Source organism: Ralstonia sp. NFACC01 (assembly GCF_900115545.1).
Taxonomy (GTDB): domain Bacteria; phylum Pseudomonadota; class Gammaproteobacteria; order Burkholderiales; family Burkholderiaceae; genus Ralstonia; species Ralstonia mojiangensis.
In genome coordinates, this window is sequence record NZ_FOWV01000006.1 from 1 (window position 1) to 24666 (window position 24666).

Sequence of the window (24666 nt, forward strand, 5' to 3'; positions counted from 1 at the left end):
GTGCTCGTCGAGATCAAGGCGACCGGCATCTGCCATACCGATTACTACACGCTCTCGGGCGCCGACCCGGAAGGCATCTTCCCGGCGATCCTCGGCCATGAAGGCGCGGGCGTCGTGCTGGAGGTGGGCGCAGGTGTCACATCGTTGAAGGCCGGCGACCACGTGATTCCGCTTTACACACCGGAATGCCGCCAGTGCAAGTTCTGCCTGTCGCGCAAGACGAACCTGTGTCAAGCCATTCGCGCCACGCAGGGCAAGGGCCTGATGCCGGATGGCACGTCGCGTTTCTCGCTCGACGGCAAGCCGCTGTTCCACTACATGGGCACGTCCACGTTTGCCAATCACATCGTGGTGCCGGAGATTGCACTGGCAAAGATCCGCCCCGATGCGCCGTTCGACAAGGTCTGCTACATCGGCTGCGGCGTTACCACGGGCGTGGGCGCGGTGGTCTACACGGCCAAAGTGGAAGCCGGCGCCAACGTGGTCGTGTTCGGCCTGGGCGGCATCGGGCTGAACGTGATCCAGGGCGCGAAGATGGTGGGTGCAGACAAGATCATCGGCGTGGATCTGAACCCCGCACGTGAAGCCATGGCACGCAAATTCGGCATGACGCACTTCATCAACCCGAATGATGTGGACAACGTGGTCGACCACATCATCCAGCTCACCGACGGCGGCGCGGATTACTCGTTCGAATGCATCGGCAACACGAAGGTCATGCGTCAGGCGCTGGAGTGCTGCCACAAGGGCTGGGGCCAATCGATCATCATCGGCGTGGCCGAGGCGGGCGCGGAGATCAGCACGCGCCCGTTCCAGCTCGTGACGGGTCGTGAGTGGAAGGGTTCCGCCTTCGGTGGCGCACGTGGCCGCACGGACGTGCCGAAGATCGTCGACTGGTACATGGAAGGCAAGCTCAACATCGACGACCTCATCACGCACACGCTGCCGCTGGAGCGCATCAACGAGGGCTTCGAGCTGATGAAGCGCGGTGAGTCGATCCGTTCGGTCGTGCTGTATTGAATCTCGAGGATGGAGCCACGCAATGACGATCCCGGTACCGGCACTTGAACTGCTTTCCGAGCATGCCTGCTTTGGTGGCGTGCAGCGTTTCTATCGGCATGCCTCGACGGCGATCGGGCTGCCGATGCGCTTCTCGGTCTACCTGCCGCCGCAGGCGTTGGAAGGCACGCGCTGCCCCGCGCTGTTCTATCTGGCGGGTCTGACGTGCACGGAAGAGACGTTTGCCATCAAGGCCGGTGCGCAACGTGTGGCAGCACGCGAAGGCCTCATCCTCATCGCGCCCGACACCAGCCCTCGCGACGCGAACATCCCCGGTGAAACCGACAGCTGGGATTTCGGCATCGCCGCCGGCTTCTACCTGGACGCCACGCAGGCGCCGTGGCGCGAGCACTACCGCATGGAAAGCTACATTGCCGACGAGCTGCACCACATCGCCCGCGTGGCTTTTCCGGTGGCGCCGGGGCGCATCGGCATCTTCGGGCATTCGATGGGCGGCCACGGCGCGTTGACGCTGGCCTTGCGTCATCGGGAACGCTTTGCTTCGGTCTCCGCGTTTGCGCCCATCGCGCATCCGTCGGTGTGCCCGTGGGGCATCAAGGCGTTCACCGGGTATCTCGGGGACGATCGCACCGCCTGGGTAGCGCACGACGCCACGGAGTTGATGCGGCAGGCGTCTTGCCCGTTCCCGGGCGGCATCCTGGTCGATCAGGGCGAGGCCGACAAATTTCTGGCAGAGCAGCTGTACCCGGATGACTTTGCCGCCGCGTGCGCTGCAGCCGGGCAGCCGGTACAACTGCGCCGCCACCCGGGCTACGACCACGGCTACTACTTCATCGAGACCTTCATCGAAGACCACCTGCTGCATCACGCAGCACAACTGCGTTAGCAGCAGGTAAATGCGGGGCCAGGCTAGCGGCTGCCGCCACCGGCACTGCCGCCCGCCGCCCCACCGGCGCCTCCGGTACCGGCACCAGCGCCCCCCGAACCCGCAGCACCACCGCCACTACCGCCGCCCGGCGCCCCCATCGACCCGCCCGTGCCTGGTGCGCCTACACCCACTCCACCCGAGCCGCCGCCGGTTGCACTGCCGGTTGAATCGTTGGCACTGCCGCCATAGCCACCGCTCGAACCCGAGCGCATATTGCCGGCCCGCCCTTGCTTGCCGGTGGCGTTGCGGTTGCGGGTGGCATCCCGACCGCCGTTGGCCGAACTGCCGTTGACAGCGGTACCCCCCGTGCCCGTTGCAGTTGTGCCGGTGTCGGTACCACCCGCCGGAGACATGCTGCTGCCAGCCGTGCTGTTGGATTGGGCTGCCCCCGTTTGGGCATACGCCGCTGCGGTACCGCCCGCCAACGCCAACGCGATGACTAGAGAAGATGCACGGAGATACGTCATGAAATGCTCCTTTGAGATTGGGAATGTGCCCTTCCACGTCAGCAAGGCCCGTTCCGCCGTCACGCCATGCAATATCGAGTGTGCCGATTGGCGGGATATTTGCTTGTGACCGTGCGTCAAAATGAGGAAGCCCGCACTCAGCTATACATTCAACGGTGTATGTATAATCGCCTGCCCCACTGTCGGTGCGCCGCCGCATGCGTCTGCAACGCTGCCGGCCCACCTTCAGCCCGACGATGGAGCTGTAAACCGTGAAACTCCCCTTCCCGCTGCCCCCGTCATGGCGTGCAGCGGGCGACACCCCCGACGCCAAGGCCGCCCCGGTCGCGCAGCCCCTTCCTGGCGATCCAGATGCCTGGATCGCATGCGAGCACTGCGACACCCTGCATCGCCACGAAGTCATTGCATTGGATGAAGAAGCGCATTGCACGCGCTGCGGCGTCAAGCTGTACCGCAACCAGAGCGAGCGGCTCTCGGTACTGCTGCCGCTGGTGCTTACGGGCCTCATCGTCTACATCGTCGCCAACATCTTCCCGATTGCCGAGATGAACGGCGGCGGCAACCGGCACGCCACCACGCTGTGGGGCGCCATCGTGGCGCTGTACGACTACGACATGCTCTTCGCTGCCGTACTGGTGGCACTCACCACGGTCTTCTTCCCGCTGATGTACATGTCAGTGCTGGCGCCGCTGCTCATTGCGCGATTGCGTGGGCGGCAGCATCCGGCCGCGGCGCTGGTGCTGCGCACCGCAGCGCTGATCCGCCCGTGGGCGATGGTCGAGATCTTCATGCTGGGCGTAGTGGTGGCGCTCATCAAAGTGGCGCGCATGGTGTCGCTTGAAGCCGATGCGGGCTTGTGGGCGTTTGCCGCGCTCACCGTGTTCCTGACTGTGGCGTTGTCGATCGACCTGCGACCGTTCTGGCGCGAGATTGGGTTGACGCTGCCACCGGGTTCGGAAGTCGACGCCCCCACCGGCATGGACGCCGCCGCCCGCCCCGGCGAGGACCGCCCATGAACAGCGTCACCACCCCTGCACCGGCCCAGCCGGCTCAAGAGGCTCGCCCGCTGCGGGCCGCCGCACAAGGCCTGGTGACATGCGAGCGCTGCGGCCTGCTGGCGCGCATGCCCCACGCGTCGGCCGCCACCCAAGCGGTGCTCACGCACGAAGACGCACCTGACGAGACCATCGCAGCGCCGGTCTGCCCGCGCTGCATGTCGCCCATGCACGTGCGCAAGCCCGACAGCCTGGCGCGCTGCTGGGCACTCCTGCTTGCGGCTGCCGCCATGTACCTGCCCGCCAACCTGCTGCCCGTGATGATTACCGACACCCTGCTCGGCACGCAGCAGGACACCATCATGAGCGGGATCGTCTATCTCTGGACGTCAGGCTCGTGGCACCTGGCCATCATCGTGTTCATCGCAAGCTTTCTGGTGCCGTTGGCCAAGCTCGGCATCCTGGCGGTGCTGTGCCTCTCGGTGCAGCAACGCTGGCGCTGGAATCCGCGACTGCGCACGCGCCTGTATGCGCTGGTCGAGATCATCGGCCGGTGGTCGATGCTCGATGTGTTTGTGGTGACGCTGCTCGCAGGGCTTGTGCATCTGTCGACGCTGGCCATCATCAAACCCGGCCCTGGTGTCGGCCCTTTTGCCGCCGTGGTGGTGCTGACCATGTTCGCCGCCCGCTGTTTTGATCCCCGCCTGATCTGGGACGTCATCGACGAGCCCGATCCCGAAGAGACCGATGTATGACCGACCCCGTCGATAACGAAAACATTCCCGCGCCGCGCCGCACGAAGCGCAAGCGCTGGCTGCCCTCACTGATCTGGCTGGTGCCGATCGTAGCGCTGATGGTGGGCGCCACGCTCATGGCGCGCGTGATCCTGGCGCGCGGCGCGCAAGTGACCGTTACATTCAGCTCGGCCGAGGGCATCGAAGCAGGCAAGACGCGCGTGAAGTTCAAGAGTGTCGATATTGGCGTGGTCAAGGCAGTGGGCCTCACCGACGACCGGTCGGGTGCCGTGGTACTGATCGAACTCACCCATGACGGCAAGGCGTTCGCCGCGTCGGATACGCGCTTCTGGGTGGTGCGCCCGCGCGTTGCAGCCGGCAGCATCTCGGGGCTCGGCACGCTGCTCTCCGGGGCGTACATCGGCGTGGATGGCGGCCGCTCGCAGGAGAAGAAATCCAGCTTCAAAGGCCTCGACACACCGCCGGCGATCTCCGCTGATGCACCCGGCAAGCAGTTCACCCTGCACGCGCCCGACCTGGGCTCGCTCGATATCGGTGCGCCGGTGTATTTCCGCCGCGTGCGCGTGGGCCAGGTCACCGCGTATGACATCGACACCGACGGCAAGGGCGTGACGTTGCACATCTTCGTCAACGCGCCGTTCGACAAGTTTGTGGCACGCGGCACGCGGTTCTGGAATGCCAGCGGCATCGACCTGAAGCTCGACGCCAGCGGGTTGAAGGTCGATACGCAATCGCTGCTGACCGTGGCGCTTGGCGGCATCGCGTTCCAGACGCCCGAAGAAGCCGATCACCAGCCGGCCGCCTCCGACGCCGAGTTCCAGCTCGTGCGCAACGAAACCGCGGCGCTGAAGGACCCGGAACACCTCTCGCAGACCGTGGTGATGTACTTCCACCGCTCGCTGCGGGGCCTCAACGTGGGCGCACCGGTGGAGTTCAAGGGCATCAACGTGGGCGAGATCAAGTCGATCGGCATCCACTACAGCAAGAAGCGCCACGAGTTCGTGCTGCCCGTGACGGCCACGCTGTACCCCACGCGCTTCGGCATGGACATCCGCGACGACAACCCGCAGCACGCCGCCGAAGACGTCCGCACGCAGTTCGACGTGCTGGTGAAGAATGGCATGCGCGCACAGTTGAAGAGCGCGAGCCTGCTGACGGGCCAGCAGTTCGTGAATCTCGACTTCATCGACGCGGCCGAACGCGACAAGACCCCGCCGCGCTTCGGCATGCGCGATCGTGACGGCGCGTATGTGTTCCCGACCGCAGACAATCCCACCGACGACATCGAGGCGCAGATCGCCGGCATCGTCAAGAAGCTCAACAAGGTACCGTTCGAGCAGATCGGACAGGATGTCCACCGCACGCTGACGACGCTCGACGCCACGCTCAAGCAGACCGAGCAACTGGCCAAGACGGTCAACAGCGACCTCGCCCCGCAGATGAAGGAAACGCTGGCCGAGGCGCGCCGCACGCTCGATTCTGCGCGCCAGGTCTTCTCCGACGATGCCCCGCTGCAACGCAACGCGCGCGACACGCTGGAACAAGTGGCCAAGGCCGCCGCGTCCGTGCGCGTGCTGACCGATTATCTGGACCGCCACCCGGAAGCGCTGATCCGCGGCAAGGCAAAGGACGCGCAATGATGCCGATGCAAACGACGATGCTGTCTTCTTCTCTTCGCCTGGCCGGCGCCGCTGCCGTGGCGCTGCTGGTTGGCGCGTGCGCTTCGCCCGAGCCGACGTTGCATACGCTGTCAGTGCGCCCCGAAACAACGGATACCGGCCGTTTCCAGCGCGCCTTCCGCCTCTCGGGTGTGCGGGTACCCGATCGCCTGGACAAGCCGCAGATCGTGCTGCGTACGTCCGACAGCGAAGTGGTGGCGCTTGAGCAGCAACGCTGGGCCGCGCCGTTCGGTTCGGAACTGCGCGATGCGCTGTCTGCGAACCTGGCGACGACGCTGTCTGCGGTTGACGTGGGAAGTGCCGCCGCGCCGGCAGGCGTGCCGCTCTTCCGCATCGGCGCCGAAATGCGCAGCTATGACGCGCGGCCCGGCCAGGGCGTGACGGCACTGGTGACGTGGCGCGTATCGCGCGATGCGGCCACCCAAGGCGCGAGCCCCGTCGCGCTCACCTGCCAGACGACGCTGGCCATGCCCGTGAATGCGCAACCTGCCGGTACGGATGCGAACGCAGGCGTCAATGCGGTGGTGTCCTCCACGCAACGCCTCGTGCAGCAGTGGTCGCAACAGATTGCGCAGAGCGTGCAGGGTCTTGAATCGCCTTCCGCTGTGCCGGCGTGGTGCCGGTAGGTCGATCGATCAGCGCTCGGCCAGTTCCTGCGTGAGCCGGCCGAGCGTGGCAAGCGCCGCTTCAAGGTTGGCCGAAGGCGGCAGCCCGAAGCAGATGCGGAAGTAATGATCGAAGCGGTTCAGGTTCGAGAACATTGTCCCCGGTGCAATCCGGATGCCCTGCGCCAGCGCCGCATCGAACAGTTCCACCGACGACACGTTGGCGGGCAGTTCCACCCACATCGCCAGCCCGCCCGAGGGCACCGACAACCGCGTGCCGGCGGGAAAGCATCCCGCAATCGATTCGGCCATGCGTTCGCGCTGCTCGCGCAACGTCTGGCGCAGCGTGCGCAGGTGCCGGTCATACGCCCCCGACGCGATAAAGCGCCCCGCCAGCACCTGCGACCACGAATCGTTAGGCCGCGACTGCGCAAACTTCAGCATCTGCACGCGGCCCTGCCAGCGGCCGGCCGCCATCCAGCCCAGGCGCAGGCCGGGTGCCAGCACCTTGCTCAATGACGCGCAATAGATGACGTTGCCTGTGCGGTCCCACGCCTTGAGGGCCTTGAGCGGCGTGGGACTGTCGCCCAGTGCGCTGTAGGTATCGTCTTCAATGAGGGCGATGCGATTAGCGTCGCAAAAAGCCGCCATCCGGCGCTTGGCCGAGTCCGGCATGATGCTGCCGAGCGGATTCTGCAGGTTGGGCACCACCACCACGGCGCGGATATTTCCATAGGCCTGCACCGCCATCTCCAGCGCTTCGAGCGACATGCCGGTGCGAGGGCTGGTAGGAATTTCCACCGCGCGCATGCCCAGGCTTTCCAGCACCTGCAGCAGCCCGTAGTAGGTGGGCGATTCCACTGCCACCGTATCGCCTGGCTGCGCCACCGCGCGCAGGGCCAGGTTCACCGCCTCGATACAGCCGTGGGTGACGATCACGTCGTCTGGGGCAACCCGCACGCCCATATCGAGCGCACGGCGCGCCACGGCCGTCTGCAATTCGGGATGGCCGTTTGGAATGACCGACTGCGTCAGCAGCAGCGGATACCGCCGCAGCACCTGCGAGGCAATCCGGTTGAGCGCCGCCGCCGGGTACAGCGCGGCCGCCCCGCTTGCCCCCGACAGATCGACGTGCACCGCGGCCTGCTGCCCACGCGCCACGATGGCCGACACGCGCGCATGCACGCCCACGTAGGCGGCAGGATCGGGCGTGGAGACTTCGGGCTCCTTGACCGGTGCGAGCAAGGCGCGGCGCGGCTGGCGCACGAAGTAGCCCGAGCGTTCGCGCGCCTCGAGCCAGCCTTCCGTCTCCAGATGCCGGCACACCTGCAGCGCAGTCGAGAGACTCACCGCGTGCGTGCGCATCAGCATGCGCACCGACGGCATGCGCTCACCCGGTGCCAGCACTCCGCTGCGGATCGCGCCAAGGTAATGATCGGCAAGCGTCCGGTATAGCGGCTGCGCGGGCGGGGAAGTCAACTCGGTGACGGACATGGCGGCGAGGGGGCGGCGACAGGCGGCAAGGAGGGTCCAGCACATCATGCCGGCAAGACCGCCACCGCAACAGATACAGACAACGTCAAACTGTACCGCAACAGATTGTCACAAGGCACGGCTGTTGCCCCGCACTTTGCCGGTTCTGTCTCTATTGAGAGTAGGGTCGTGTGCCTACGCTGGAGCCATGTTCAGGAGATCGACATGACTGCAACGACACCCGCATCCGAACCAGAAAGGCTGACGCTTCGCCCCGGACAAGCCGGCCTGCACTGGCTCCCCGCTGGAGCCACACTAGTAGCACTGGAGGGCAGCTTGCACCTGACACCTCCATCGCGCTCAATTGCAACAGCGCGGCACACCCTTGGCACCGGCCACGCGCATGTTGTGGAAACGTCCGGGTGGTGGCACCTGCATGCCGACAGGCACAACGGCGCGCATGTGCACATCGTGGCTGTGGCCGCTGGCACACGACGCCCGGCACGGCCGGCGATATGGCGTTGGCTTGCGAACGTCATTCAGCCGCGCCAGACCTTTCGCGGCTGAAATGACGATGTGACGTGTTACCGCCGCGCGTCTGGCTTGTCCCGAGGCACGTCGGGGCATTTCCCGTCGTCCGACCGGATAGACGCGTTTTCGAAATCACCCGGGTCTTCCTCGCCTACGCCGCTTTCACTTGGGATGGCCGGCGCCACGGGCCGAGCGGTGTCGCCCGCAGGCGCTCTGGCTTTGTCATCGCCACGAGGCTTCTGGGTGGCGGTCATGGCTGCTTCCGACTGTTCTGATGCTGCCCCAGACGCTGCTGGTTCTGCGGCAATTGCCCTTCCTGTGCGGCGGCGCGGCCATCCTCGGCAGGCGCCTGCATCGGACGTTTCGCCGACCGGTCCGTGCCGTGCTGCATTGATGTGCGCTCGGCACGGTCGGATTCAGCGCGGTCCTTGGCGGCACCCCGTTCTTGCCGGGCTTGGTCGCTGCGCTCACCCTTCTTGCCTTCGCTCTTTCGTTCCCCCGCTTTTTCCGCCGCGTGGGCGGCGGGCTTGTGCGGTTGCTGTGCGTGTTGCTTCATCGTCAGCCTCCTGGTTCGGTTTACGGACGAATCGCCCGTGCGAATTGCGTCGCAACCTGCGTGCCGCCGCACCAGTGCGCAGGCGAACGCCTGCGGCGCCCGGCGCAGGTATCCACCTTGCTGCACGTGCAGTGTCGCGCGTTGGCGCACAAGCACGCATGGAGAAACCACATGGCAACCAGCAACCTGTATCGCACCGGTGAAGCCCCTGCACAGACCGGCAAAGGTCACGGAACCGACGCACTCGGCCCCTCCGACAGTTCGGACTCGGGCAGCGACGTGGTCGGCGGCCCGGGCCTGGGGAGCGACGTTGAAGATCGATTTGACGAGGATCCCGCCGTGCACCCGCACGGCAATGCAGCCAACCGCACGGCCGGCGCAGACCTGGGAGATGTGAACCTCGACAGCGACACCGATTCCACCGGGACCGGCGAGCGTCGCGCGGCCGGGCACGAACCCGTCATACGCGAAGGCAGCGACCTGATGCCTGACGCCATACACGACATAAACCATCCCGAAGTCGACACACCCATCGACGACGAGGATTTTGAACACGCCACGGGCCTCGCCGGTGAAAACGACGACGCTGATGCTCCGGATGCGGTCGACCTGGACGAAGCGCCAATCGACCCGGAGCCCGGCAGCCGCGATGTACCGGTGCACTCGCCCACCGGTGGCGGCACGGATTGGTCTGACAACATGCGCCGCAGCCGCCCGACGTACAAGGGTAAGCGCGTGCCGGGCCAGCATCGCGGCTAAGCCGCATCGGATGAACGGACCGCGCCTGCACGCCAGCGCGGTCCGGTCTAGACTGGTGAACCGCCCTCGCAGCCCATGTGAGTTGCGCCGGCCGTCCGGCTCACCTTGAGCGAACTTCACGTCCCCTACCCAATGACCCGACTACGTCTCTCAGCCCGTACCGCTGCAGTTGTCACCGTCGTGACAGCGCTCTTCCCGCTGGCCGCGTCCGCGCAAAGTACCGCTGCGCCCACGCGGGTGCGCGCCACCATCAATGCCGTCCACAGCACGGCTGTCGATGTGACCGATGCCTCCGGCAACAAGGCCACTGTGACGCTGCCGGTGGACCTCAACGTCACCCAGGTCGCGCCGATTGAACCGTCGGCCATTCGCGCCGGCAGCTATATCGGCACGGCGGCAGTCAAGCAGCCGGACGGCACATTGCGTGCGCTCGAAGTCCACGTGTTTCCGGAAGCCATGCGCGGCACCGGCGACGGCCACCGCGCCTACGACATGGGCCCAAACAGCAGCATGACCAACGGCACCGTCGAACAGGCAGGCGCCGTTACCGGGGCTCAGGGCCGCACGCTGTCGGTCAAATACAAGGATGGCGAGCAGCGCATCGTGGTGCCGCCGCAAGTACCGATCGTCACCTTCGAGCCGGGTCGGCGCGATGACCTGAAGGCCGGCGCGCACGTTGTCATGTTCGTGCGCGCCGATGCGCAAGGCACGCTGGTCGCGCAGCGCGTGCTGGTCGGCAAGGACGGCATGGTCCCGCCGATGTGATGACGATGTGACGGAAGAAGAATCGGGCCAGCCTCATGCGCTGGCCCGATTTGCTTAGAACGGCTTGCTGACCGACAAGAGGAACGTGCGGCGCGGCGCAAACTGCGGTGCGCCTACGCCGATGCCCGTGCCGTCGCGCAACTGGTAGCTCCGGTCGAAGATATTCAGCACGGTCAGACGCGTCTTGAACTTGCCCAGGGTCGGCAGGTTGAAGTCGCGTGCGGCGCCCACGTTCATCTGCCAGTAGGCCGGCAGGTGCTCGGTATTGGCGAAGCCGTTGCGCAAGCCCGTACCGAACAGCACATCGCTCGTATAGGTGGTGCCGGAATACCGATACGACACGCCGGCCGACGCAGTCAGGCGCTGGTCGTGATCAAGGTTGACCCAATGGTTGTTGATGTAGGCCAGCTCGTCGGCACCAAAGTTGAACTGGCCGGTCTCGATGCCCTTGCCCTGCGCGCGCGACACGGCCAGGTTCAGGTACGCCCCGAAGTTGCCGTTGCGATAGTTCGCGCTGCCTTCCAGCCCGTAGATCCGGCCACGCTCGTAGTTGAACGCCGAATACAGCAGCGCATTGCCGAACTGCCCTTCGTCTTGCAGATGGCGCACGTCGCGGTAATACGCATCCAGACCCAGCGTCAGATGCGGCGTGAGCTGGTGCGAAACCCCCAGGTCAAAGTAGTTCGAACGCTCCGACTTGACGGCCGTGTTGGCGTCGGACGGCAGCGCATTGGTCGTACCGGCAAAGGCCTGCACCGACGTGGTATCGAACTTCTCCGTGGGCGGCGGCGTGAAGTAGCGCGCGTAGCCGGCATGCACACGGGTGCGCGACGTCAGGTCATACGTCACGCCCAGGCGCGGGCTCAGTTGCTGCTCGCTGACGATGGTGTTGACGCGGTCGTAGCGCGCGCCGTAGTTGACAGTGAGCTTGTCGGTAGGCTTCCACTCGTCCTGCAGGTAGACGCCCAGGGTCGTCCCGTTGCCGCTGTGGTTGTCGACAATGGTGAACGGCGTGGTGCTGGTCTGGGCGCCGGAGCTATCGGCGGCGAACACGTTGGCGGTGTTGTCGGCCACGTAGCGCTCGCGCTGCACGAATACGCCGGCACGCAGCGTGTGCTTGTCGGTGAGCTTGTAGCTTGCGTCGCCCTGCACCCCGTGGGCCTCGTTGCGGCGCGTGATGTCGGCAGCCACGCCGTTGTAGACCAGATCGCCAATCGGATCGGGCATGTAGTCGATACGGCTTGCACGGCGGAACACCGACACCTGGTAGTCCAGCTTGGGTGACACCTTCTGCTGATACGTCAGGATCTGGAAGTCGGTCTTCTCACGTTGATTGGCGTTAAGCGCTTCAGAGGCAGGCGGCACTGCGCCGTCGAGCGTGAATTGCGGCGTCAGGCCGGGGCGCGTCGGGATCTGGAAACGGCCGTTCGACGTGCCGAACATGAAGCTCACGCGGCTATCGTTATCAAGCAGGTACGACAGCATGCCGAACGACTTGTTCTGCGTAGTGTGATCGTGCGTGGCGTTGCGGTTGCCCGTGGGGTTTTCAATGCCGAGGTTGTTCTCGGCAAACACGCCCGAGAGGTAATAGCTGAAGCGGTCTTTCGTGCCCTGGATCTGCGCGTTGACCTCATGCGTGGCATTGCTGCCCAGCACGGTGCCGATCTCGCCGCCAAATGCCTTGGGCTCGCCATCCTCGTCGGCGGAGGCACCCTTGGTCGTGATATCGACGATGCCGGCCGTGCGGTAACCGTACTGCGCCGGCAACGCGCCGGTCAGCACATTGATCTGGTTGGCGAAGCGCGTATCGAGCATCTGCCCGAAACCGCTGATCGGCTCAGGGACGATCACGCCATTGATGCGGTACTGGAGGTTCGAGTGGTCCCCGCGCACGTGCAATTGCCCATACGAATCCTGCACCACGCCCGGCGCCTGCAGCAGCACCTGGTTGAGAGGCGTAGCATCGCCCAGCGGCAGGCGGGCGATGTCATCGGTATCGAACTTGTAGACCGAACTGCCGGTGTCCGGCGACAGCGCATTGCGTGCAGCGTCTAGCCGCTTGGCCGTGACGCGCGTTTCGCTGAGGTCGCGCACGTTGGTGGCGGCCGGCTTGGGCTGTGCAGCGGGCGCCATCGTGGTGGGCGTGGCGGGTGGGGAGGCCGGCGTCGCGGCTTCCTGAGCCAGAGCGGATACCGAGGCGATAGATGGCAAGACGGCGGCAAGCGCCGTCACCAGCTTGCGGGGCTGGAACGGAATCATGAAAGACCTTTGAATCGAGCGGATGCGTTAAGCAGCGGCTCGCGCATGCGTCAACACAACGCGCGAGCAGACGGGCAATGCAGGATCAAAGGCGGAATGGAGGATCGCGCGAGCAGACGGCCACCGGAAAGACCGGGGCGCCAGCATGAAAGCCGATTCGCGGAAAGTGCCAGCGTCGCGTATGCGCCAGGCGCAGCGCCACCAACATCGGCAAGGCAGCCGCCAGCGCGGCATAGGCAGCGCACTGCAAGCACGCGGCGTGCTCCTGCGCGGGCTGGCTGCGCTCGGCGCCGGCAGGCTTGGCCGTGGCGGCAGTGTTGAATACGGCCGCAGTCCCTTCGCTCAGTTCGCTCCAATGCGACAGCGCATGCCGCAGCGCGCCCTGCTGACCAAACAGCAGGAACACGGTCAGCAGGCAAGCCAGCCAACGCAGATGGAAGAAGGAGGAGCGGAAGGAACGCAAAGTCGGGCGCAGGTGCTGGCGCGCAATGTCACCCGACATTGCGCGCCCCAATGCAACTAAGTTGCGAATTCTGACACCAGCCGCCTGATTCAGCAATCCGTCAGGTGGAGGGCAGAACAGCCTGCGAGCGTAGCGCCCTTGTATTACAAGCGCGTGTGCGCAAAACCCGGCATGAGACCCGTCGGCACGCCCAGGCTCGGCACCTGCACGCGCTTCCAGTTCGGGCGCGTCTTGCGGGCGGCCTCGGCGCGCTGCGCGGGGGCACCCACCTCGGTGGCATCGTGCAGGCTGGCCAGCCAGGCACCGTAGTCGAACCAGCCGTCGCGCACAAGCTGTTCGCCCACACAATTGGCAAAGCGATCCGACTTGGGCAGGAAGCACAGCTCAAAGCCTTCGGCCTCGCGGCGGCCATGCATCCAGCGGTGTGGCACCTGGTGGCTGGCCAGCGCTTCCGACAAACGCGTGCCGTAGCGCTGCTGCCCTTGCCGTCGCGCGCCGATCACGTAGAAGCCGTCAAGCAACCGCCGCAGCCCCAGCGCAGAACGTGCATGACGCACTTCGGCATCGACCAGCAGCTCACGGTTCTGCGTACGCGCCTGCAACGCCAGCGCAGCAAAATGGTGCGCGCCCCACTCGTTCATGTAGAACAGCTCGCCGCCGGCAAAGTCGTAGGCGCGGAACACATTGGCCTGATCCGCGTAGCGGAATACGTGGCGCCGGTTGGCGGCAAAGTCGGCGTCCGTGCTGTGCGGAATGCGGCGGCAATGCTGATGCGCAAACACCAGCATGCTCGGAAAGGAATGCACCGAGCACGGCGACTGCGCCAGCCCCGTCACCGCGCGAATGTCGATCTTGCAATGCTCCCGGCGCACGCCCACAAGCTGACCCAGATGGTGGTGCAACTCGTCCACCCATTCAGCATGCGCCAGATGCTTGGGAAACAGTTGGTGCGCGGGTTCGGCAAGGCCACCCTCTAGCAGGAACGGCACGCTCTTGTGCCAGATATCGAGTTTCCAGTGCGACAACGCATCGCTAGGCGTGCGATGGTGTGCCACCGATTGCGTGACATTGAAAGCGCGCGACTGGACGACCCAGTTCGACGCTGCATGCAGCAGATTGGAAACGTTCATGTCACCCCCCGGAAGACTGAATCGTTTGTTTGCGGATTGCCGACGTCGCTCTGAATGTGTGGCGATTGTTCAGCAATGTAAAAACCAACGACTCAAACGTACCCCACTTTAGAGGGGTGTGCCATGAAGTTTGTTGAAGTCCGTGTTAAGAAAAATACACATGAAACGTGGGGACTTGTCGGGCGCGCGACATGCTGGAAGAGGGGCATCCGCAGATCAGGAGACCGCAATGCCCACCCAGCCAGGCCGTTCAGAAACCGATACGACACAGCCCGCCAGTCCGAAAGCCCAGCCCGAGCCTGCCAAGCGCAAGCCCGGCGACCCGCTGGTGCCACGCGATACCCGCCCGAATCCAGCCGAGCAGAATGAGCCGCCCGTCGAAAACGTGTGAGCCCGAGGGCCTGCACCTCAGACCAGGCACATGTCGGAGACTTCCTCGTCCGACAAACCCCAGGTGGTGGCGTCTTCCACGGTGACGATGGAATCGTCGGACTTGCCCAGGCTGATGCGCTCCGGGCGCACGCGTGTCTTGGTGTTGCCCGAATAGAAAACGACCACGTCCGGCTTGAGCGCAGACGCCTCGTTCTGGTGAACCACCACGCCCAATCGGTTGGTGCGCAGTTTGACCAGCGTGCCGACAGGGTAGATGCCTACGCTGCGCGTGAAGGCCTGAAACACGGTGCGATCGAACTGCGTGTCGGTGCGTGCCATCATGTATTTCAGCGCCTGCGCGGGCGACCATGCATGGTGGTACGGACTGCTCGACGTGAGCGTGTCGTACACGTCGCAGATGGCGCCCATCTTGGCCCACAGGCTAATAGCCTCGGCCTTCTGAGCGTCAGGGTAACCACTGCCGTCAATGCGCTCGTGATGGTGCAGGCAGATTTCGCGGGCAATCTCGCTGAACTGGCCGGTACCCTGCAGCAGGTGATGGCCGCCCACGGCGTGGGTCTGCAGCAGCGCCAGTTCGTCCTTGGTCAGCGCGGTGCTCTTATCGAGCAGCGTGCGCGGCATGGCCGATTTGCCGATGTCGTGCACCAGCCCGCCCAGCCCGCATTCGCGGATCTCGTCTTCAGGCAAGCCCAGCGTCTTGGCCAGCGCAACCATCAGCGCGCAAACGGCAAACGAATGCAGATAGGTGTAGTCGTCCTTGTTCTTCAGCCGCGCCAGCGCAATCAGCGCATACGAATTGCGTGCCAGCGAGTTCGACACGTCATCCACCAGCAGCAGCGCCTTTTCGGTTTCCAGCGCCCGGCCCATGCGGGCTTCGGAAAACATGTGGCCAAGCGTCGCCTTGCCGTTCTGCATCAGCTGCTGGGCGTGCTTCCACTCTTCCTTGAGCGACGTCGGCGTGATCGGCGGCCGCGCGGCCACGGTCTCCCGCGTGAGCGGCTCGGGCGCGGGCGCCGGGGCCGGTGCAGGCATCAGCGTCTCTGACATGACGTCTTCGCCGCGCTCGGGGTCGATCCAGATCTCGGTGATACCCGCCTTGCGGATGTCGTCAATCTGGCCCTGGTGCGACAACTGGAATTGCGCACGCCAGAACGGATGCTTGAGCCAGGAACCGCCCAGCTTCATCACAAACATGCCGACACGCAATTGGCTCGCATCGATTCGCTTCATACCCTGCCTACCTCGGCTCGAAGTCCGGTTTTTTGATTGAATTAGGGGAGCGGCGTGCCAGCCGACACTGGCTCGTGTTTCGCAGTCTAGGCGTTTTAAGCTGGTGGATGCTCTGGTCCTTCAGCGCGCCAAACCGCGCTTGGCTTATCGGCAAGCCTGAGCAAAACTTGAGGCGAATGTGGATTGGGCGGCGCGTGGCATACCGCAGCCTTGGCAAGCAAACGCCGCAACACCGGCTGTGGCGGCGGTCGAATCAAACAGGTGATGCGTCAAGACCCTCGCCTGTCGGGCTGGCAGGCCGACGCGGGAGGGGTACACTAGACTTCAAGGATGCGCATCCGACATGACTCAAGATCCCACCTCTCAACGCAAGCAGCAGAACGCCGATGACTTCGCGCTCAACCGCGACGCCATCCGGTGGCTCGCGTCCCTGCCCGACGAGGTGCGGCCGATCGAACTCGGCCGGAAGTTTCCGCGCATCATCAACACCATCGCCGCCAAGTGGGCGGATTTCATCGGCTGCCGCCGCTACCTGAACAGTCTGCAGATCGACGACCGTGGCGGCCGCCAGGGATTTCCGTTCGAAATCGTCCAGGAAATCTGCACGCTGCGCGAGTACTTCGACTCGCTGTATCCGCCGGACAAGGACCTCTGGCAGAAGGCCATCGACGCCAACAAGCGCTGACGCGCCGGCACCTCCACCAAAGCAAAGCGGCCCACATTCGGGCCGCTTGTCATTTGCACGGGCAGGCTGCAGATCAGGAAGCGGAATCCGGCCCCGATGCCAGCTTGTTGAGCAGCGCCAGCAGCGTGTGCCGCTCATCCTTAGAAAGATGCGCCGTCACGCGGGCGTCGTGTGCGGTAACGGCGCGGGTGATTTCGTCAAGAGTGGTCGCCCCCTTGGCGGTCAACACGAGCCGGAACGCGCGCTTGTCCTTGGGCGAGGGCTGGCGCTCAACCATGCCCATGTCTTCCAGCGTGTCGACCAGCAGCACCGCGCCGGAGCGCGCCACGCCCAGGATGTTGGCCAGCTCCGTCAGCTTGAGGTTCGGGTTATGCGCAATCACGGTCATGGCCGAGAAGCGCGGCGGCGTGATGTTCCATGCGTGCAGCGAGCGCACGAAATCTTCGTAGATGTGCAGTTGTGCGCGGCGCACGGCATAGCCAACCAGCCCGTCGAGCGCGCCATACTCCACGTCCGCCAGATGCGGGTTGAAGTGCCCCGAAGGGGCCACGGCGGGATACAGGTCGTCTGCTTTGGGGGTGCGCGGCATGGCGGTGTCGATGGGGAAAGACCCCTCGATTATCGTCGGCGATGCGCCCGCCGGCCACGCACCCGCGCGCGTTTCAGTTCAACAATTTCCATTTGCCGTGGTCGATGGTCAACAGCACGCGGCCGCGGGCGTCAAAGCCGAAATGATCCGTGGCCGTGTAGTTGAGCACGCCATGCGAAACAACAATGTCGTGCTCCGATTCCAGCGCGCTCTTCAGCGCCTGGCGGAACTCCGGCGTGCCCGGCTTGGCCTTCTTGAGCGCCACCGGCACGATGCGCTGGAGCACCTGCAGCGCATCCCACGTGTGGGCGCCGAACTGCGTGCGCGTGTCGGGCCCGTTGGCCTTTTCATAGCGCGTCACGTATTCGAGGGCGGTCTTCTTGCTCGGGTGGCTGTCGGGCAATTGCTCGGCCACGATCACGGGGCCCGCCGGCAGGATGGCCCCGTCGACCGTCTTGCCGCCGATGCGGATCAGGTCTTTCGTGGCCGCGCCGTGGGTCTGATAGATCGGCCCCGCATAACCGCGGTCGCGCAACGCGGTGTGCGGCAGCGCTGCGCCGGTGCCCGCGCCGGCCACGAGGATCGCATCGGGCTTGATGCTGACCAGCTTGGCGACCTGCCCTGTCACGCTGGTGTCTGCGCGGGCATAGCGTTCTACGTCAACGATCTTGATGCCGCGCGGCGTGGCGGCGGCAGTGAAGTCCTTGAGCCAGCTCTCGCCGTACGCATCGGCAAAGCCGATGAAGCCGACGTTCTTGATGCCGGACGCCGCCATGCGCGTGGCAATCGCCTCGGCCATCAGCGAGATGGGCTGCGCAAGCCGGTAGGTCCAATCGCCCTTGCCCGGCTTCAGCTCGACCGGCGCCAACGCCAGTTGCGGCGTGTGCGATTCGGTGGCGACTTCGGCAATCGCAATCGACGGTGCCACCGCCGACGAGCCAACGATGATGTCGACGTGCTCTTCCGTCACGAGCTTGCGCGCCAGGCGCGTGCCGGTGCTTGGGTCTGAGGCGTCATCCACGACCACGAGGCGCAGCTTTTCGCCGCCGATGGTATCCGGATAGAACGCCAGCGAATTCTTCTGCGTGATGCCGAGCGATGCCGACGGCCCTGTCGTCGACAGGCTCACGCCAACGACGATTTCGGCATGGGCAGCGGTGGCGAGCAACAGCGCAGCAGCGGCGCAGATGGTGCGGCGGATGATCATGGGTCCCCTCATTTTTTCTGGCGTTTGAACGGCTCGGTGTTTAAGGCGCGGCGCGGCATGGGCGGCTGATCGCGCAGCGATTGCGGATCGAAGCCGGCCAGCTTTTTGTAGCGCATCGCAATCCCTTCCAGCTCGGCGCGCGGGATCACGTCATCGATGCGCGCGAAGCCTTGGGGCGCGCGCTCATGCGCGAGTTGCATGACCTGCTCCGGCCCATTGAGGCGGTTGCGCAGCACGATGCCCGCCGTGCGCGGCAGGCGATCGGCCTCGTACTCGCGCAGGGCAACGCCGGTGTCGCGCGTGGCGAGCAGGCAATCGACCAACGCGCGCGCATCGAGAATCGCCTGGGCGCTGCCGTTCGAGCCGATCGGATACATCGGGTGTGCCGCGTCGCCCAGCAGCGTAGCGCGGCCGAAGGTCCAGCGTGGCAGCGGGTCTTTATCGACGAGCGGGAATTCGTACACGGCCTGCGCGCCGTCGATCAAAGCCGGGATGTCGATCCAGCTCCATTTCCAGTCGGCGAAGGCGCTGCGGAAGATCGCGCGGTCGACCTCTCGGTTCCAGTCGCTGCGCGGCGGTGCCTCGTCGGGCACGCGCAGCTCGGCAATCCAGTTGATGCGTGAGCGGCCCTGCTGGCGCAGCGGTTCGGAGATCGGATAGGCGACGAACTTCTGGTCTTGGTGGCCCGCCATGAACATGGTGCGGCCATCCAGATACGGCTCGGCTTCAGTCACTGCACGCCACAGCATGCGGCCCGCAAAACGCGGCGCATCGCCGCTCGGGTAAAAGTGCCGGCGCACGGCAGAGTGGATGCCATCTGCGCCGACCAGCACGTCGGCCGAGGATTCGACAACGGTGTCGTTGGCGCGATCACGCAGCGTGAAGCGCACGGGGCCGCCCTTCTCGCCCATCGATTGAACCGCCTCGAAGCTGTGCCCGAGGCGGATGCACCCCGCGCCGAGCCGCTCGGTCACGGCATCGGCCAGCGCCATCTGGAATTCGCCACGATGAATGGAGAACTGCGGCCAGTCGTAGCCTGCGGCTAGCCCGCGCGGCTCGTGCCAGATCGGCTGGCCGAACCGGTTGTAATAAGCCAGTGCGGAGGTACGAATCGCCAGCGCACTCAGCGTGTCTTCCAGCCCCAGTTCGCACAGCTGGCGCGCGGCGTGCGGCAGCAGGTTGATGCCAACGCCCAGGGGCCGCAGCGTCTGTACGGCCTCCCACACCTCCACCTCGAAACCTTGCCGCTCCGCCATCAACGCGAGCGTCAGGCCACCAATGCCCGCCCCGATGATGGCGATCTTCATGGCTGTCTCCCTGAAATTTGTTGCAGTCTATAACGAATCTCAACGGCCTCCTGCCAGCGACATATCAGGGCAAATACCTAGACGAACGCAGCTGAATGCGGCGCGTTGCTCGCTTGACGCTCTGTGAGATATCACAATACCATCACTCGACTTTTACGAAATTCGAGGCCGCCGCGATGTCGCGTCCGATCAAGCTGGTTTCCGGTTCTGCCAAACCCGCGTCTGCATCTGCACCGTTTGCCGTTGAACCCGACGCGCATGCGCCCAAGGGCGCCGCCATGCGTGAACTCGCCTACAACGAGATCAAGCGCCGCATCATGGCGTGCGAATTCCGCCCCGGCGAGCCGCTCAACGAAGCGCAGCTCGGCACGATTCTGGGTCTGGGCCGCACGCCGATTCACCAGGCGCTGCATCGTCTGGAGGTGGAGGGGCTGGTGCAGATCCTGCCGCGCAAGGGCGTGCTGGTGACGCCGCTGTCGCTCAACGACGTGCTCGACATGATCGAGGTGCGCGCCACCAACGAGATCCTGTGCGTAACGCTGGCCGCCGAACGCGCCCACCCCGCAGATTTCGAGGCCATGCGCGCCATCGTCGATGCATCGCCCGCGCTGATCGAGCACCGTGACATTGCCGCGCTGGCCGCGCTGGACCTCAAGTTCCACCTCGCCATTTCCGCTGCCTCGCGCAACCGCGTGCTGGCCGAACTGCTGCGCGGCCTGCACGAGAAGCAGGCGCGCTTCTGGTTCCTCTCGCTGTCTGAGCCGCAACACCTGCAGAACGTGTACGACGAGCACCTCGCCGTGCTCGATGCGCTGGAGCGCCGCGACGTGCCCGCAGCGCGTGAAGCCATTCGCGAGCACATCGACGAGTTCCGCCGCACGATCATCCGCACGCTCTGACCCCGATTTCCCCCGTTTGTTTTTTCCGCCTCTTCCGGATTCCGCATGACCACGCTGCACCTGAACCTGATTGGCCACGGCCCCATCGACGTGACCGTGGACCACCTTGTCATTGCCGGCTGGACCGGCCGCGATGCCGAAGCCGTTGAACACCACATCGCTGAGCTTGAAGCGATCGGCGTGGCGCGTCCGGCGCGCGTGCCGTGCTTCTACCGCGTGTCGGCCTCGCTGCTGACCACCGACGCCACCGTGGAGATTCCTGGCGCCGATTCGTCCGGCGAAGCGGAGTTCGTGCTGTATTCCACGCCGATGGGCCTGCTGGTCGGTATCGGTTCGGACCATACCGACCGCAAGGTCGAAGCCTATGGCGTGACCGTCTCCAAGCAGATGTGCGCCAAGCCCGTGAGCCGCGATGTGTGGCGCTTTGAGGCGCTAGCCGACCATTGGGACAGCCTGCAGATGAAGACCTGGCGCACCCGCAACGGCCACACCGCGCTGTACCAGGAAGGCGGCGTGACGCGCATGCTCGACCCGCGCGACCTCATCCGCCGCTACACCGGCAACGACACGCTGCCGGTCGGCACGGCCATGTTCTGCGGCACGCAGCCCATCATCGGCGAACTCGGTTTTGGCGAGGCATTCGACATGGCCCTGATCGACCCGGTGTCGGGCACCGAGCTGCGCCATCGCTATGCTGTTGACACGCTGCCTGTTGAAGGCTGAAGCGCACCACCCAACGGAGACCACCGCATGATGACGCCCCGCCCGAACATGATCCGCGCACTGGCCGCTGACCTGGCCGCCAGCCGCACCACCAGCGTCGCGCTGACCGAAGCCGCACTGGAGCGCGCCGAATCGCACCGCGCCGCTGGCGGTGCCGCCTATGTGAGCATCGACGTGCAAGCCGCACTGGCCATGGCGCGCGCCGCCGATGCCGCGCGTGCGGCAGGCAACGTGCCCTCGCTGCTGGCGGGGTTGCCGGTGTCGATCAAGGATCTGTTTGACGTGGCCGGCCAGGTGACGGCAGCCGGTTCGCGCGCCCTGGCTGGCCAGCCGTGCGCCACTGCCGATGCAGCCGCGGTGGCGCGCCTGCGTGCAGCCGGCGCCGTGCTGCTCGGCCGCACCAACATGAGCGAATTTGCGTTCTCGGGCCTGGGCCTGAACCCGCACTACGGCACACCGCGCACACCGGCCGATGGCGCGCGCGCGGCGGGCGGCTCCACATCGGGCGGTGCCGTCTCCGTTGCGGGTGGCATGGCTGTGGCGGCACTGGGTACGGACACCGGCGGCTCGATCCGCATTCCGTCCGCATTCTGCAGCCTGACGGGCTTCAAGCCGACCGCGCGCCGCGTGCCGATGACAGGCGCCGTGCCGCTGTCCACGTCGCTCGATTCGGGCGGCCCGCTCGCCAATTCGGTCGACTGCTGCGCCATCGTCGATGCCGTGCTGAGCGGCGAGTCGGGCAACGACGCATTCGACACCTCAGCTGTACCACTGGCTGGGTTGCGTTTTGGCATCACACAGGACTTTGTCGGCGCAGACCTCGACAACACGGTCGCCGTTGCATTCAACCGCGCTGTTGAACAGCTCGAACGTGCCGGCGCACACATCGTGCGTTTTGAATTTCCCGAGCTGCTGCAACTGCCCGAGATCAACAGCGGCGGCGGCTTCTCGGCGGCGGAGTCGTGGGCATGGCATCGCTCGCTGCTCGCTCGTGCAGAAGCCCAGTACGACCCGCGCGTCGCCACGCGTATCCGCCGTGGTGAACAGATGAGCGCGGCCGCATACATCGACGTGATCGACGCGCGCGCGCGCATGATTGCCGCCGCCCGCAAGCGCTTGGGCAACTTCGATGCATGGCTGATGCCGACGGTTGCCATCGTGCCGCCCGAAGTCGCACCGCTCGAAGACGACGACGCTGCGTTCTTCCGTGTCAACGCACTCACGCTGCGCAATCCGAGCGTGATCAATTTCCTGGATGGCTGCGCGCTGACGCTGCCGGTACACGCCGCCGGCGAACTGCCGGTCGGCCTGTCGCTCTGCGGTCTCGCCAACGACGACGCGCGCATCCTGCGCGTTGGCCGGGCGGTGGAGGCTGCCCTGCGGCGTTGATCGACTAGCCAGAACATTCCCCGCCTGCGCCCGGGCCGCGCAGGCGGTATCCCAAGCCAAGAAAAAAGGTGCGCTGCAGACGCGCCGGGCCCAACTCATGCCTGCGTTTCGTGCAACACAGCAGCACACGAAGCGCCGGCGCCCTCACACGCTATTGGAGGAAACCATGTCGCAAACCCAAGCCCTGGCGGCCACCCCAACGGACCCGGCCAGCCGCCCACTCCCCAGCACCGAGCTGGACGCCACCTACCGCCGCATTGCGTACCGCCTGGTGCCGTTCCTGGTGGTGCTGTTCATCCTCGCGTGGATCGACCGCGTCAACGTCGGCTTCGCCAAGTTGTCGATGTTGCAGGACCTGCAGTTCAGCGAAGCGGTGTACGGCCTGGGCGCCGGCATCTTCTTCATCGGCTACTTCCTGTTTGAAGTGCCGAGCAACCTGCTGCTGGAAAAGATCGGTGCACGCAAGACGTTGGCGCGCATCACCATCCTGTGGGGCCTGGCGTCGATGGCGATGATCTACGTGAAGACGCCGACCTCGTTCTACGTGATGCGCTTTCTGCTGGGCATTTTTGAAGCCGGCTTCTTCCCGGGCGTGGTGCTGTACCTGACGTACTGGTTTCCCTCCGCACACCGCGCGCGCATCAACGGCCTGTTCATGACCTCGTTTGCGATTGCGGGCGTGGTGGGCGGCCCGATTGCCGGTTTCATCATGAGCCGCATGGAAGGCGTGGGCCACCTCGCCAACTGGCAATGGCTGTTCCTGCTCGAGGGCATTCCGTCGGTGCTCGCCGGCTTTGCCGTGCTTGCGTGGCTGCCCGAAACGCCTCGTCAGGCCAAATGGCTTTCCGCTGCAGAACAAGATGCCGTGGTGCGCGCCGTTGAAGTGGAAAACCGCGACCCTGCCAAGCATGCCTCGTTTGGTGCGGCACTGGCCAATGCTCGCGTGTGGATCTGCGCAGCCATCTACTTCTGCGTGGTCAGCGGCAACGCCACCATTGCTTTCTGGACGCCGTCGATCATCAAGGAGCTGGGCGTACAGGGCAATTTCCGCATCGGCCTGATCTCGGCCATTCCGTTCATCGCAGGCACGATTGCGATGGTGTGGAACGGTGCGCATTCCGATCGCACGGGCGAACGCCGCATGCACTGCGCAATCGCAGCCGTCATCGCAGCCGCCGGTCTGGTGGCAACTGGCGCAATGCTGGGCTCGCCAGTGCTTGCGCTAATCTCGCTGACGGTCGCCGCCATCGGCATCCTCGCCGCGTTCCCGGTGTTCTGGTCGATCCCGGCCGTGTTCCTGGCCGGCACTGCAGCCGCAGGCGGCATCGCCCTCATCAACTCCATCGGCAACCTGGCCGGCTTCGTCGCGCCGTACATGATCGGCTGGTTGAAGACGAGCACAGGGCACCTCTCCGCTGGCCTCTACTTCGTAGCCGCGCTGGAGCTGGGCGCCGCCGTGCTGGTCATCCTGGGCACGCGCAAACACTAAGCACTTACGCAAACGAAGCATCGTGGCGCCAACCTCAGCGCCGCGATGGTTTGGCCGTACCCTGCCCTAGATGGCGCCTTGAATTTCTGTAAGCGGGCGGAAACAAGAAGGAGACCTGTCTGAGCGCAGCGAGTTTGCCTCCTTCTCCGCCCGGTTACAGAAATTCAAGGAGTCTTTCGCCATCTCGGGCGCGCCTTTCTTTGCTTACCTTTCTTTGGCAAGACAAAGAAAGTAAGTCGGCCCCGGCAGGGGACGAAACCAGGGATGCACCATCAACACCAAAAACCCCACAAGCAAGGTCCCAAACCCCACCCACGAAGTTCCACACGCCACCCCTAGACGTTCCGAACCCCGCCAACGCAGTCCCAAA

General features: G+C 65.1%; 24 protein-coding genes. 14 read left to right on the forward strand and 10 right to left on the reverse strand.

Translation table 11 applies throughout. The annotated features are described in order from the left end of the window. Together BM136_RS16065 and fghA are read left to right on the forward strand one after the other, a co-directional pair. Positions 1–1020: S-(hydroxymethyl)glutathione dehydrogenase/class III alcohol dehydrogenase (locus BM136_RS16065; protein WP_092973039.1), on the forward strand; the 1020-nt coding region annotated here is incomplete at its 5' end. A gap of 22 nt (positions 1021–1042) precedes the next feature. Next, positions 1043–1906, forward strand: a complete 864-nt coding sequence (gene fghA, locus BM136_RS16070) for an S-formylglutathione hydrolase (protein WP_092973041.1) — start codon at positions 1043–1045, stop codon at positions 1904–1906. A gap of 23 nt (positions 1907–1929) precedes the next feature. On the opposite strand, the gene BM136_RS16075 is transcribed toward fghA, so the two are convergent. Further along, complete coding sequence (locus tag BM136_RS16075; RefSeq protein ID WP_092973043.1) at positions 1930–2415, reverse strand: hypothetical protein; 486 nt, start codon at positions 2413–2415, stop codon at positions 1930–1932. Positions 2416–2666: 251 nt separating this feature from the next. On the opposite strand from BM136_RS16075, the gene BM136_RS16080 reads away from it, so the two are divergent. Genes BM136_RS16080 through BM136_RS16095 form a run of 4 tightly spaced genes read left to right on the forward strand, consistent with a single transcriptional unit; the run spans position 2667 to position 6470 of the window. Continuing rightward, positions 2667–3431: a paraquat-inducible protein A gene (locus BM136_RS16080; protein WP_254775687.1), complete on the forward strand. Its 765-nt coding sequence runs from the start codon at positions 2667–2669 to the stop codon at positions 3429–3431. Next, positions 3428–4165, forward strand: coding sequence for a paraquat-inducible protein A (locus tag BM136_RS16085; RefSeq protein WP_092973045.1), 738 nt, complete (start codon positions 3428–3430; stop codon positions 4163–4165). The genes BM136_RS16080 and BM136_RS16085 overlap by 4 nt, the downstream gene beginning before the upstream one ends. Continuing rightward, on the forward strand, positions 4162–5805 hold the full coding sequence (locus BM136_RS16090) for a PqiB family protein (protein ID WP_092973047.1): 1644 nt from the start codon (positions 4162–4164) through the stop codon (positions 5803–5805). The genes BM136_RS16085 and BM136_RS16090 overlap by 4 nt, the downstream gene beginning before the upstream one ends. Continuing rightward, positions 5802–6470 (forward strand): PqiC family protein, encoded by a 669-nt coding sequence (locus tag BM136_RS16095; protein ID WP_092973049.1) that lies wholly within the window; start codon positions 5802–5804, stop codon positions 6468–6470. The genes BM136_RS16090 and BM136_RS16095 overlap by 4 nt, the downstream gene beginning before the upstream one ends. Before the next feature lie 9 nt (positions 6471–6479). Here BM136_RS16095 and BM136_RS16100 read toward each other — a convergent pair whose 3' ends face one another. Both BM136_RS16100 and BM136_RS16115 read right to left on the reverse strand, forming a co-directional pair. Further along, the gene (locus BM136_RS16100; protein WP_092973051.1) at positions 6480–7943 is read right to left on the reverse strand and encodes an aminotransferase-like domain-containing protein; all 1464 of its coding nucleotides are present in this window, start codon (positions 7941–7943) and stop codon (positions 6480–6482) included. Positions 7944–8703: 760 nt separating this feature from the next. Then, entirely contained in the window at positions 8704–9009 is a 306-nt protein-coding gene (locus tag BM136_RS16115; RefSeq protein WP_092973057.1) for a hypothetical protein, read from the reverse strand. A 171-nt stretch (positions 9010–9180) separates the two neighbouring features. Between BM136_RS16115 and BM136_RS16120 the strand changes: the two genes are divergently transcribed. After that, positions 9181–9768 (forward strand): hypothetical protein, encoded by a 588-nt coding sequence (locus BM136_RS16120; RefSeq protein WP_092973059.1) that lies wholly within the window; start codon positions 9181–9183, stop codon positions 9766–9768. Between the two features lie 132 nt (positions 9769–9900). Continuing rightward, entirely contained in the window at positions 9901–10533 is a 633-nt protein-coding gene (locus tag BM136_RS16125; RefSeq protein ID WP_092973062.1) for a hypothetical protein, read from the forward strand. A 54-nt stretch (positions 10534–10587) separates the two neighbouring features. Here the strand turns inward: BM136_RS16125 and BM136_RS16130 are convergent, their stop codons facing one another. The 3 genes from BM136_RS16130 to BM136_RS16140 all read right to left on the reverse strand — a co-directional run bounded on the left by BM136_RS16130 (position 10588) and on the right by BM136_RS16140 (position 14385). Then, entirely contained in the window at positions 10588–12792 is a 2205-nt protein-coding gene (locus BM136_RS16130; RefSeq protein ID WP_092973064.1) for a TonB-dependent receptor, read from the reverse strand. A gap of 85 nt (positions 12793–12877) precedes the next feature. Then, positions 12878–13294: a hypothetical protein gene (locus BM136_RS16135; protein WP_092973066.1), complete on the reverse strand. Its 417-nt coding sequence runs from the start codon at positions 13292–13294 to the stop codon at positions 12878–12880. 104 nt (positions 13295–13398) lie between these two features. Next, positions 13399–14385: a DUF6685 family protein gene (locus BM136_RS16140; RefSeq protein ID WP_092973068.1), complete on the reverse strand. Its 987-nt coding sequence runs from the start codon at positions 14383–14385 to the stop codon at positions 13399–13401. Between the two features lie 229 nt (positions 14386–14614). Between BM136_RS16140 and BM136_RS25400 the strand changes: the two genes are divergently transcribed. Continuing rightward, positions 14615–14776 carry a hypothetical protein gene (locus BM136_RS25400; protein ID WP_175537153.1) on the forward strand — a complete coding sequence of 54 codons (162 nt, stop codon included), beginning with the start codon at positions 14615–14617 and terminating at the stop codon, positions 14774–14776. Positions 14777–14793: 17 nt separating this feature from the next. Here BM136_RS25400 and BM136_RS16145 read toward each other — a convergent pair whose 3' ends face one another. Beyond that, positions 14794–16008, reverse strand: coding sequence for a cyclic di-GMP phosphodiesterase (locus BM136_RS16145; RefSeq protein WP_092973070.1), 1215 nt, complete (start codon positions 16006–16008; stop codon positions 14794–14796). Between the two features lie 343 nt (positions 16009–16351). Here BM136_RS16145 and BM136_RS16150 point away from each other — a divergent pair, with 343 nt between their 5' ends. Beyond that, positions 16352–16693 (forward strand): hypothetical protein, encoded by a 342-nt coding sequence (locus tag BM136_RS16150; RefSeq protein ID WP_027678096.1) that lies wholly within the window; start codon positions 16352–16354, stop codon positions 16691–16693. Between the two features lie 73 nt (positions 16694–16766). Here the strand turns inward: BM136_RS16150 and BM136_RS16155 are convergent, their stop codons facing one another. From BM136_RS16155 to BM136_RS16165, 3 genes are all read right to left on the reverse strand, one after another. After that, positions 16767–17282 carry a MarR family winged helix-turn-helix transcriptional regulator gene (locus BM136_RS16155; RefSeq protein WP_092973072.1) on the reverse strand — a complete coding sequence of 172 codons (516 nt, stop codon included), beginning with the start codon at positions 17280–17282 and terminating at the stop codon, positions 16767–16769. Between the two features lie 73 nt (positions 17283–17355). Continuing rightward, positions 17356–18489 carry an ABC transporter substrate-binding protein gene (locus BM136_RS16160; protein WP_092973074.1) on the reverse strand — a complete coding sequence of 378 codons (1134 nt, stop codon included), beginning with the start codon at positions 18487–18489 and terminating at the stop codon, positions 17356–17358. 8 nt (positions 18490–18497) lie between these two features. Continuing rightward, positions 18498–19796, reverse strand: a complete 1299-nt coding sequence (locus BM136_RS16165) for a flavin-dependent oxidoreductase (protein ID WP_092973076.1) — start codon at positions 19794–19796, stop codon at positions 18498–18500. Between the two features lie 176 nt (positions 19797–19972). On the opposite strand from BM136_RS16165, the gene BM136_RS16170 reads away from it, so the two are divergent. From BM136_RS16170 to BM136_RS16185, 4 genes are all read left to right on the forward strand, one after another. Beyond that, complete coding sequence (locus BM136_RS16170) at positions 19973–20695, forward strand: GntR family transcriptional regulator (protein ID WP_024976522.1); 723 nt, start codon at positions 19973–19975, stop codon at positions 20693–20695. 45 nt (positions 20696–20740) lie between these two features. Continuing rightward, positions 20741–21418 carry a DUF2848 domain-containing protein gene (locus BM136_RS16175; RefSeq protein ID WP_092973078.1) on the forward strand — a complete coding sequence of 226 codons (678 nt, stop codon included), beginning with the start codon at positions 20741–20743 and terminating at the stop codon, positions 21416–21418. Positions 21419–21445: 27 nt separating this feature from the next. Next, a complete protein-coding gene (locus tag BM136_RS16180; RefSeq protein ID WP_092973080.1) occupies positions 21446–22807 on the forward strand; it encodes an amidase in 1362 nt (453 codons plus the stop codon). A 166-nt stretch (positions 22808–22973) separates the two neighbouring features. Then, positions 22974–24296, forward strand: a complete 1323-nt coding sequence (locus BM136_RS16185) for an MFS transporter (protein WP_092973082.1) — start codon at positions 22974–22976, stop codon at positions 24294–24296. The last annotated feature ends 370 nt before the right edge of the window (positions 24297–24666 follow it).

What these genes read in the sequence shown, in the direction of transcription:
- BM136_RS16100 (WP_092973051.1), bottom strand. Translation starts at nt 7,943, where the DNA reads ATGTCCGTCACCGAGTTGACTTCCCCGCCCGCGCAGCCGCTATACCGG.
- fghA (WP_092973041.1), top strand. Translation starts at nt 1,043, where the DNA reads ATGACGATCCCGGTACCGGCACTTGAACTGCTTTCCGAGCATGCCTGC.
- BM136_RS16120 (WP_092973059.1), top strand. Translation starts at nt 9,181, where the DNA reads ATGGCAACCAGCAACCTGTATCGCACCGGTGAAGCCCCTGCACAGACC.
- BM136_RS16085 (WP_092973045.1), top strand. Translation starts at nt 3,428, where the DNA reads ATGAACAGCGTCACCACCCCTGCACCGGCCCAGCCGGCTCAAGAGGCT.
- BM136_RS16150 (WP_027678096.1), top strand. Translation starts at nt 16,352, where the DNA reads ATGACTCAAGATCCCACCTCTCAACGCAAGCAGCAGAACGCCGATGAC.
- BM136_RS16130 (WP_092973064.1), bottom strand. Translation starts at nt 12,792, where the DNA reads ATGATTCCGTTCCAGCCCCGCAAGCTGGTGACGGCGCTTGCCGCCGTC.
- BM136_RS16125 (WP_092973062.1), top strand. Translation starts at nt 9,901, where the DNA reads ATGACCCGACTACGTCTCTCAGCCCGTACCGCTGCAGTTGTCACCGTC.
- BM136_RS16175 (WP_092973078.1), top strand. Translation starts at nt 20,741, where the DNA reads ATGACCACGCTGCACCTGAACCTGATTGGCCACGGCCCCATCGACGTG.
- BM136_RS16095 (WP_092973049.1), top strand. Translation starts at nt 5,802, where the DNA reads ATGATGCCGATGCAAACGACGATGCTGTCTTCTTCTCTTCGCCTGGCC.
- BM136_RS16115 (WP_092973057.1), bottom strand. Translation starts at nt 9,009, where the DNA reads ATGAAGCAACACGCACAGCAACCGCACAAGCCCGCCGCCCACGCGGCG.
- BM136_RS16140 (WP_092973068.1), bottom strand. Translation starts at nt 14,385, where the DNA reads ATGAACGTTTCCAATCTGCTGCATGCAGCGTCGAACTGGGTCGTCCAG.
- BM136_RS25400 (WP_175537153.1), top strand. Translation starts at nt 14,615, where the DNA reads ATGCCCACCCAGCCAGGCCGTTCAGAAACCGATACGACACAGCCCGCC.
- BM136_RS16090 (WP_092973047.1), top strand. Translation starts at nt 4,162, where the DNA reads ATGACCGACCCCGTCGATAACGAAAACATTCCCGCGCCGCGCCGCACG.
- BM136_RS16135 (WP_092973066.1), bottom strand. Translation starts at nt 13,294, where the DNA reads ATGTCGGGTGACATTGCGCGCCAGCACCTGCGCCCGACTTTGCGTTCC.
- BM136_RS16075 (WP_092973043.1), bottom strand. Translation starts at nt 2,415, where the DNA reads ATGACGTATCTCCGTGCATCTTCTCTAGTCATCGCGTTGGCGTTGGCG.
- BM136_RS16145 (WP_092973070.1), bottom strand. Translation starts at nt 16,008, where the DNA reads ATGAAGCGAATCGATGCGAGCCAATTGCGTGTCGGCATGTTTGTGATG.
- BM136_RS16160 (WP_092973074.1), bottom strand. Translation starts at nt 18,489, where the DNA reads ATGATCATCCGCCGCACCATCTGCGCCGCTGCTGCGCTGTTGCTCGCC.
- BM136_RS16185 (WP_092973082.1), top strand. Translation starts at nt 22,974, where the DNA reads ATGTCGCAAACCCAAGCCCTGGCGGCCACCCCAACGGACCCGGCCAGC.
- BM136_RS16165 (WP_092973076.1), bottom strand. Translation starts at nt 19,796, where the DNA reads ATGAAGATCGCCATCATCGGGGCGGGCATTGGTGGCCTGACGCTCGCG.
- BM136_RS16180 (WP_092973080.1), top strand. Translation starts at nt 21,446, where the DNA reads ATGATGACGCCCCGCCCGAACATGATCCGCGCACTGGCCGCTGACCTG.
- BM136_RS16170 (WP_024976522.1), top strand. Translation starts at nt 19,973, where the DNA reads ATGTCGCGTCCGATCAAGCTGGTTTCCGGTTCTGCCAAACCCGCGTCT.
- BM136_RS16155 (WP_092973072.1), bottom strand. Translation starts at nt 17,282, where the DNA reads ATGCCGCGCACCCCCAAAGCAGACGACCTGTATCCCGCCGTGGCCCCT.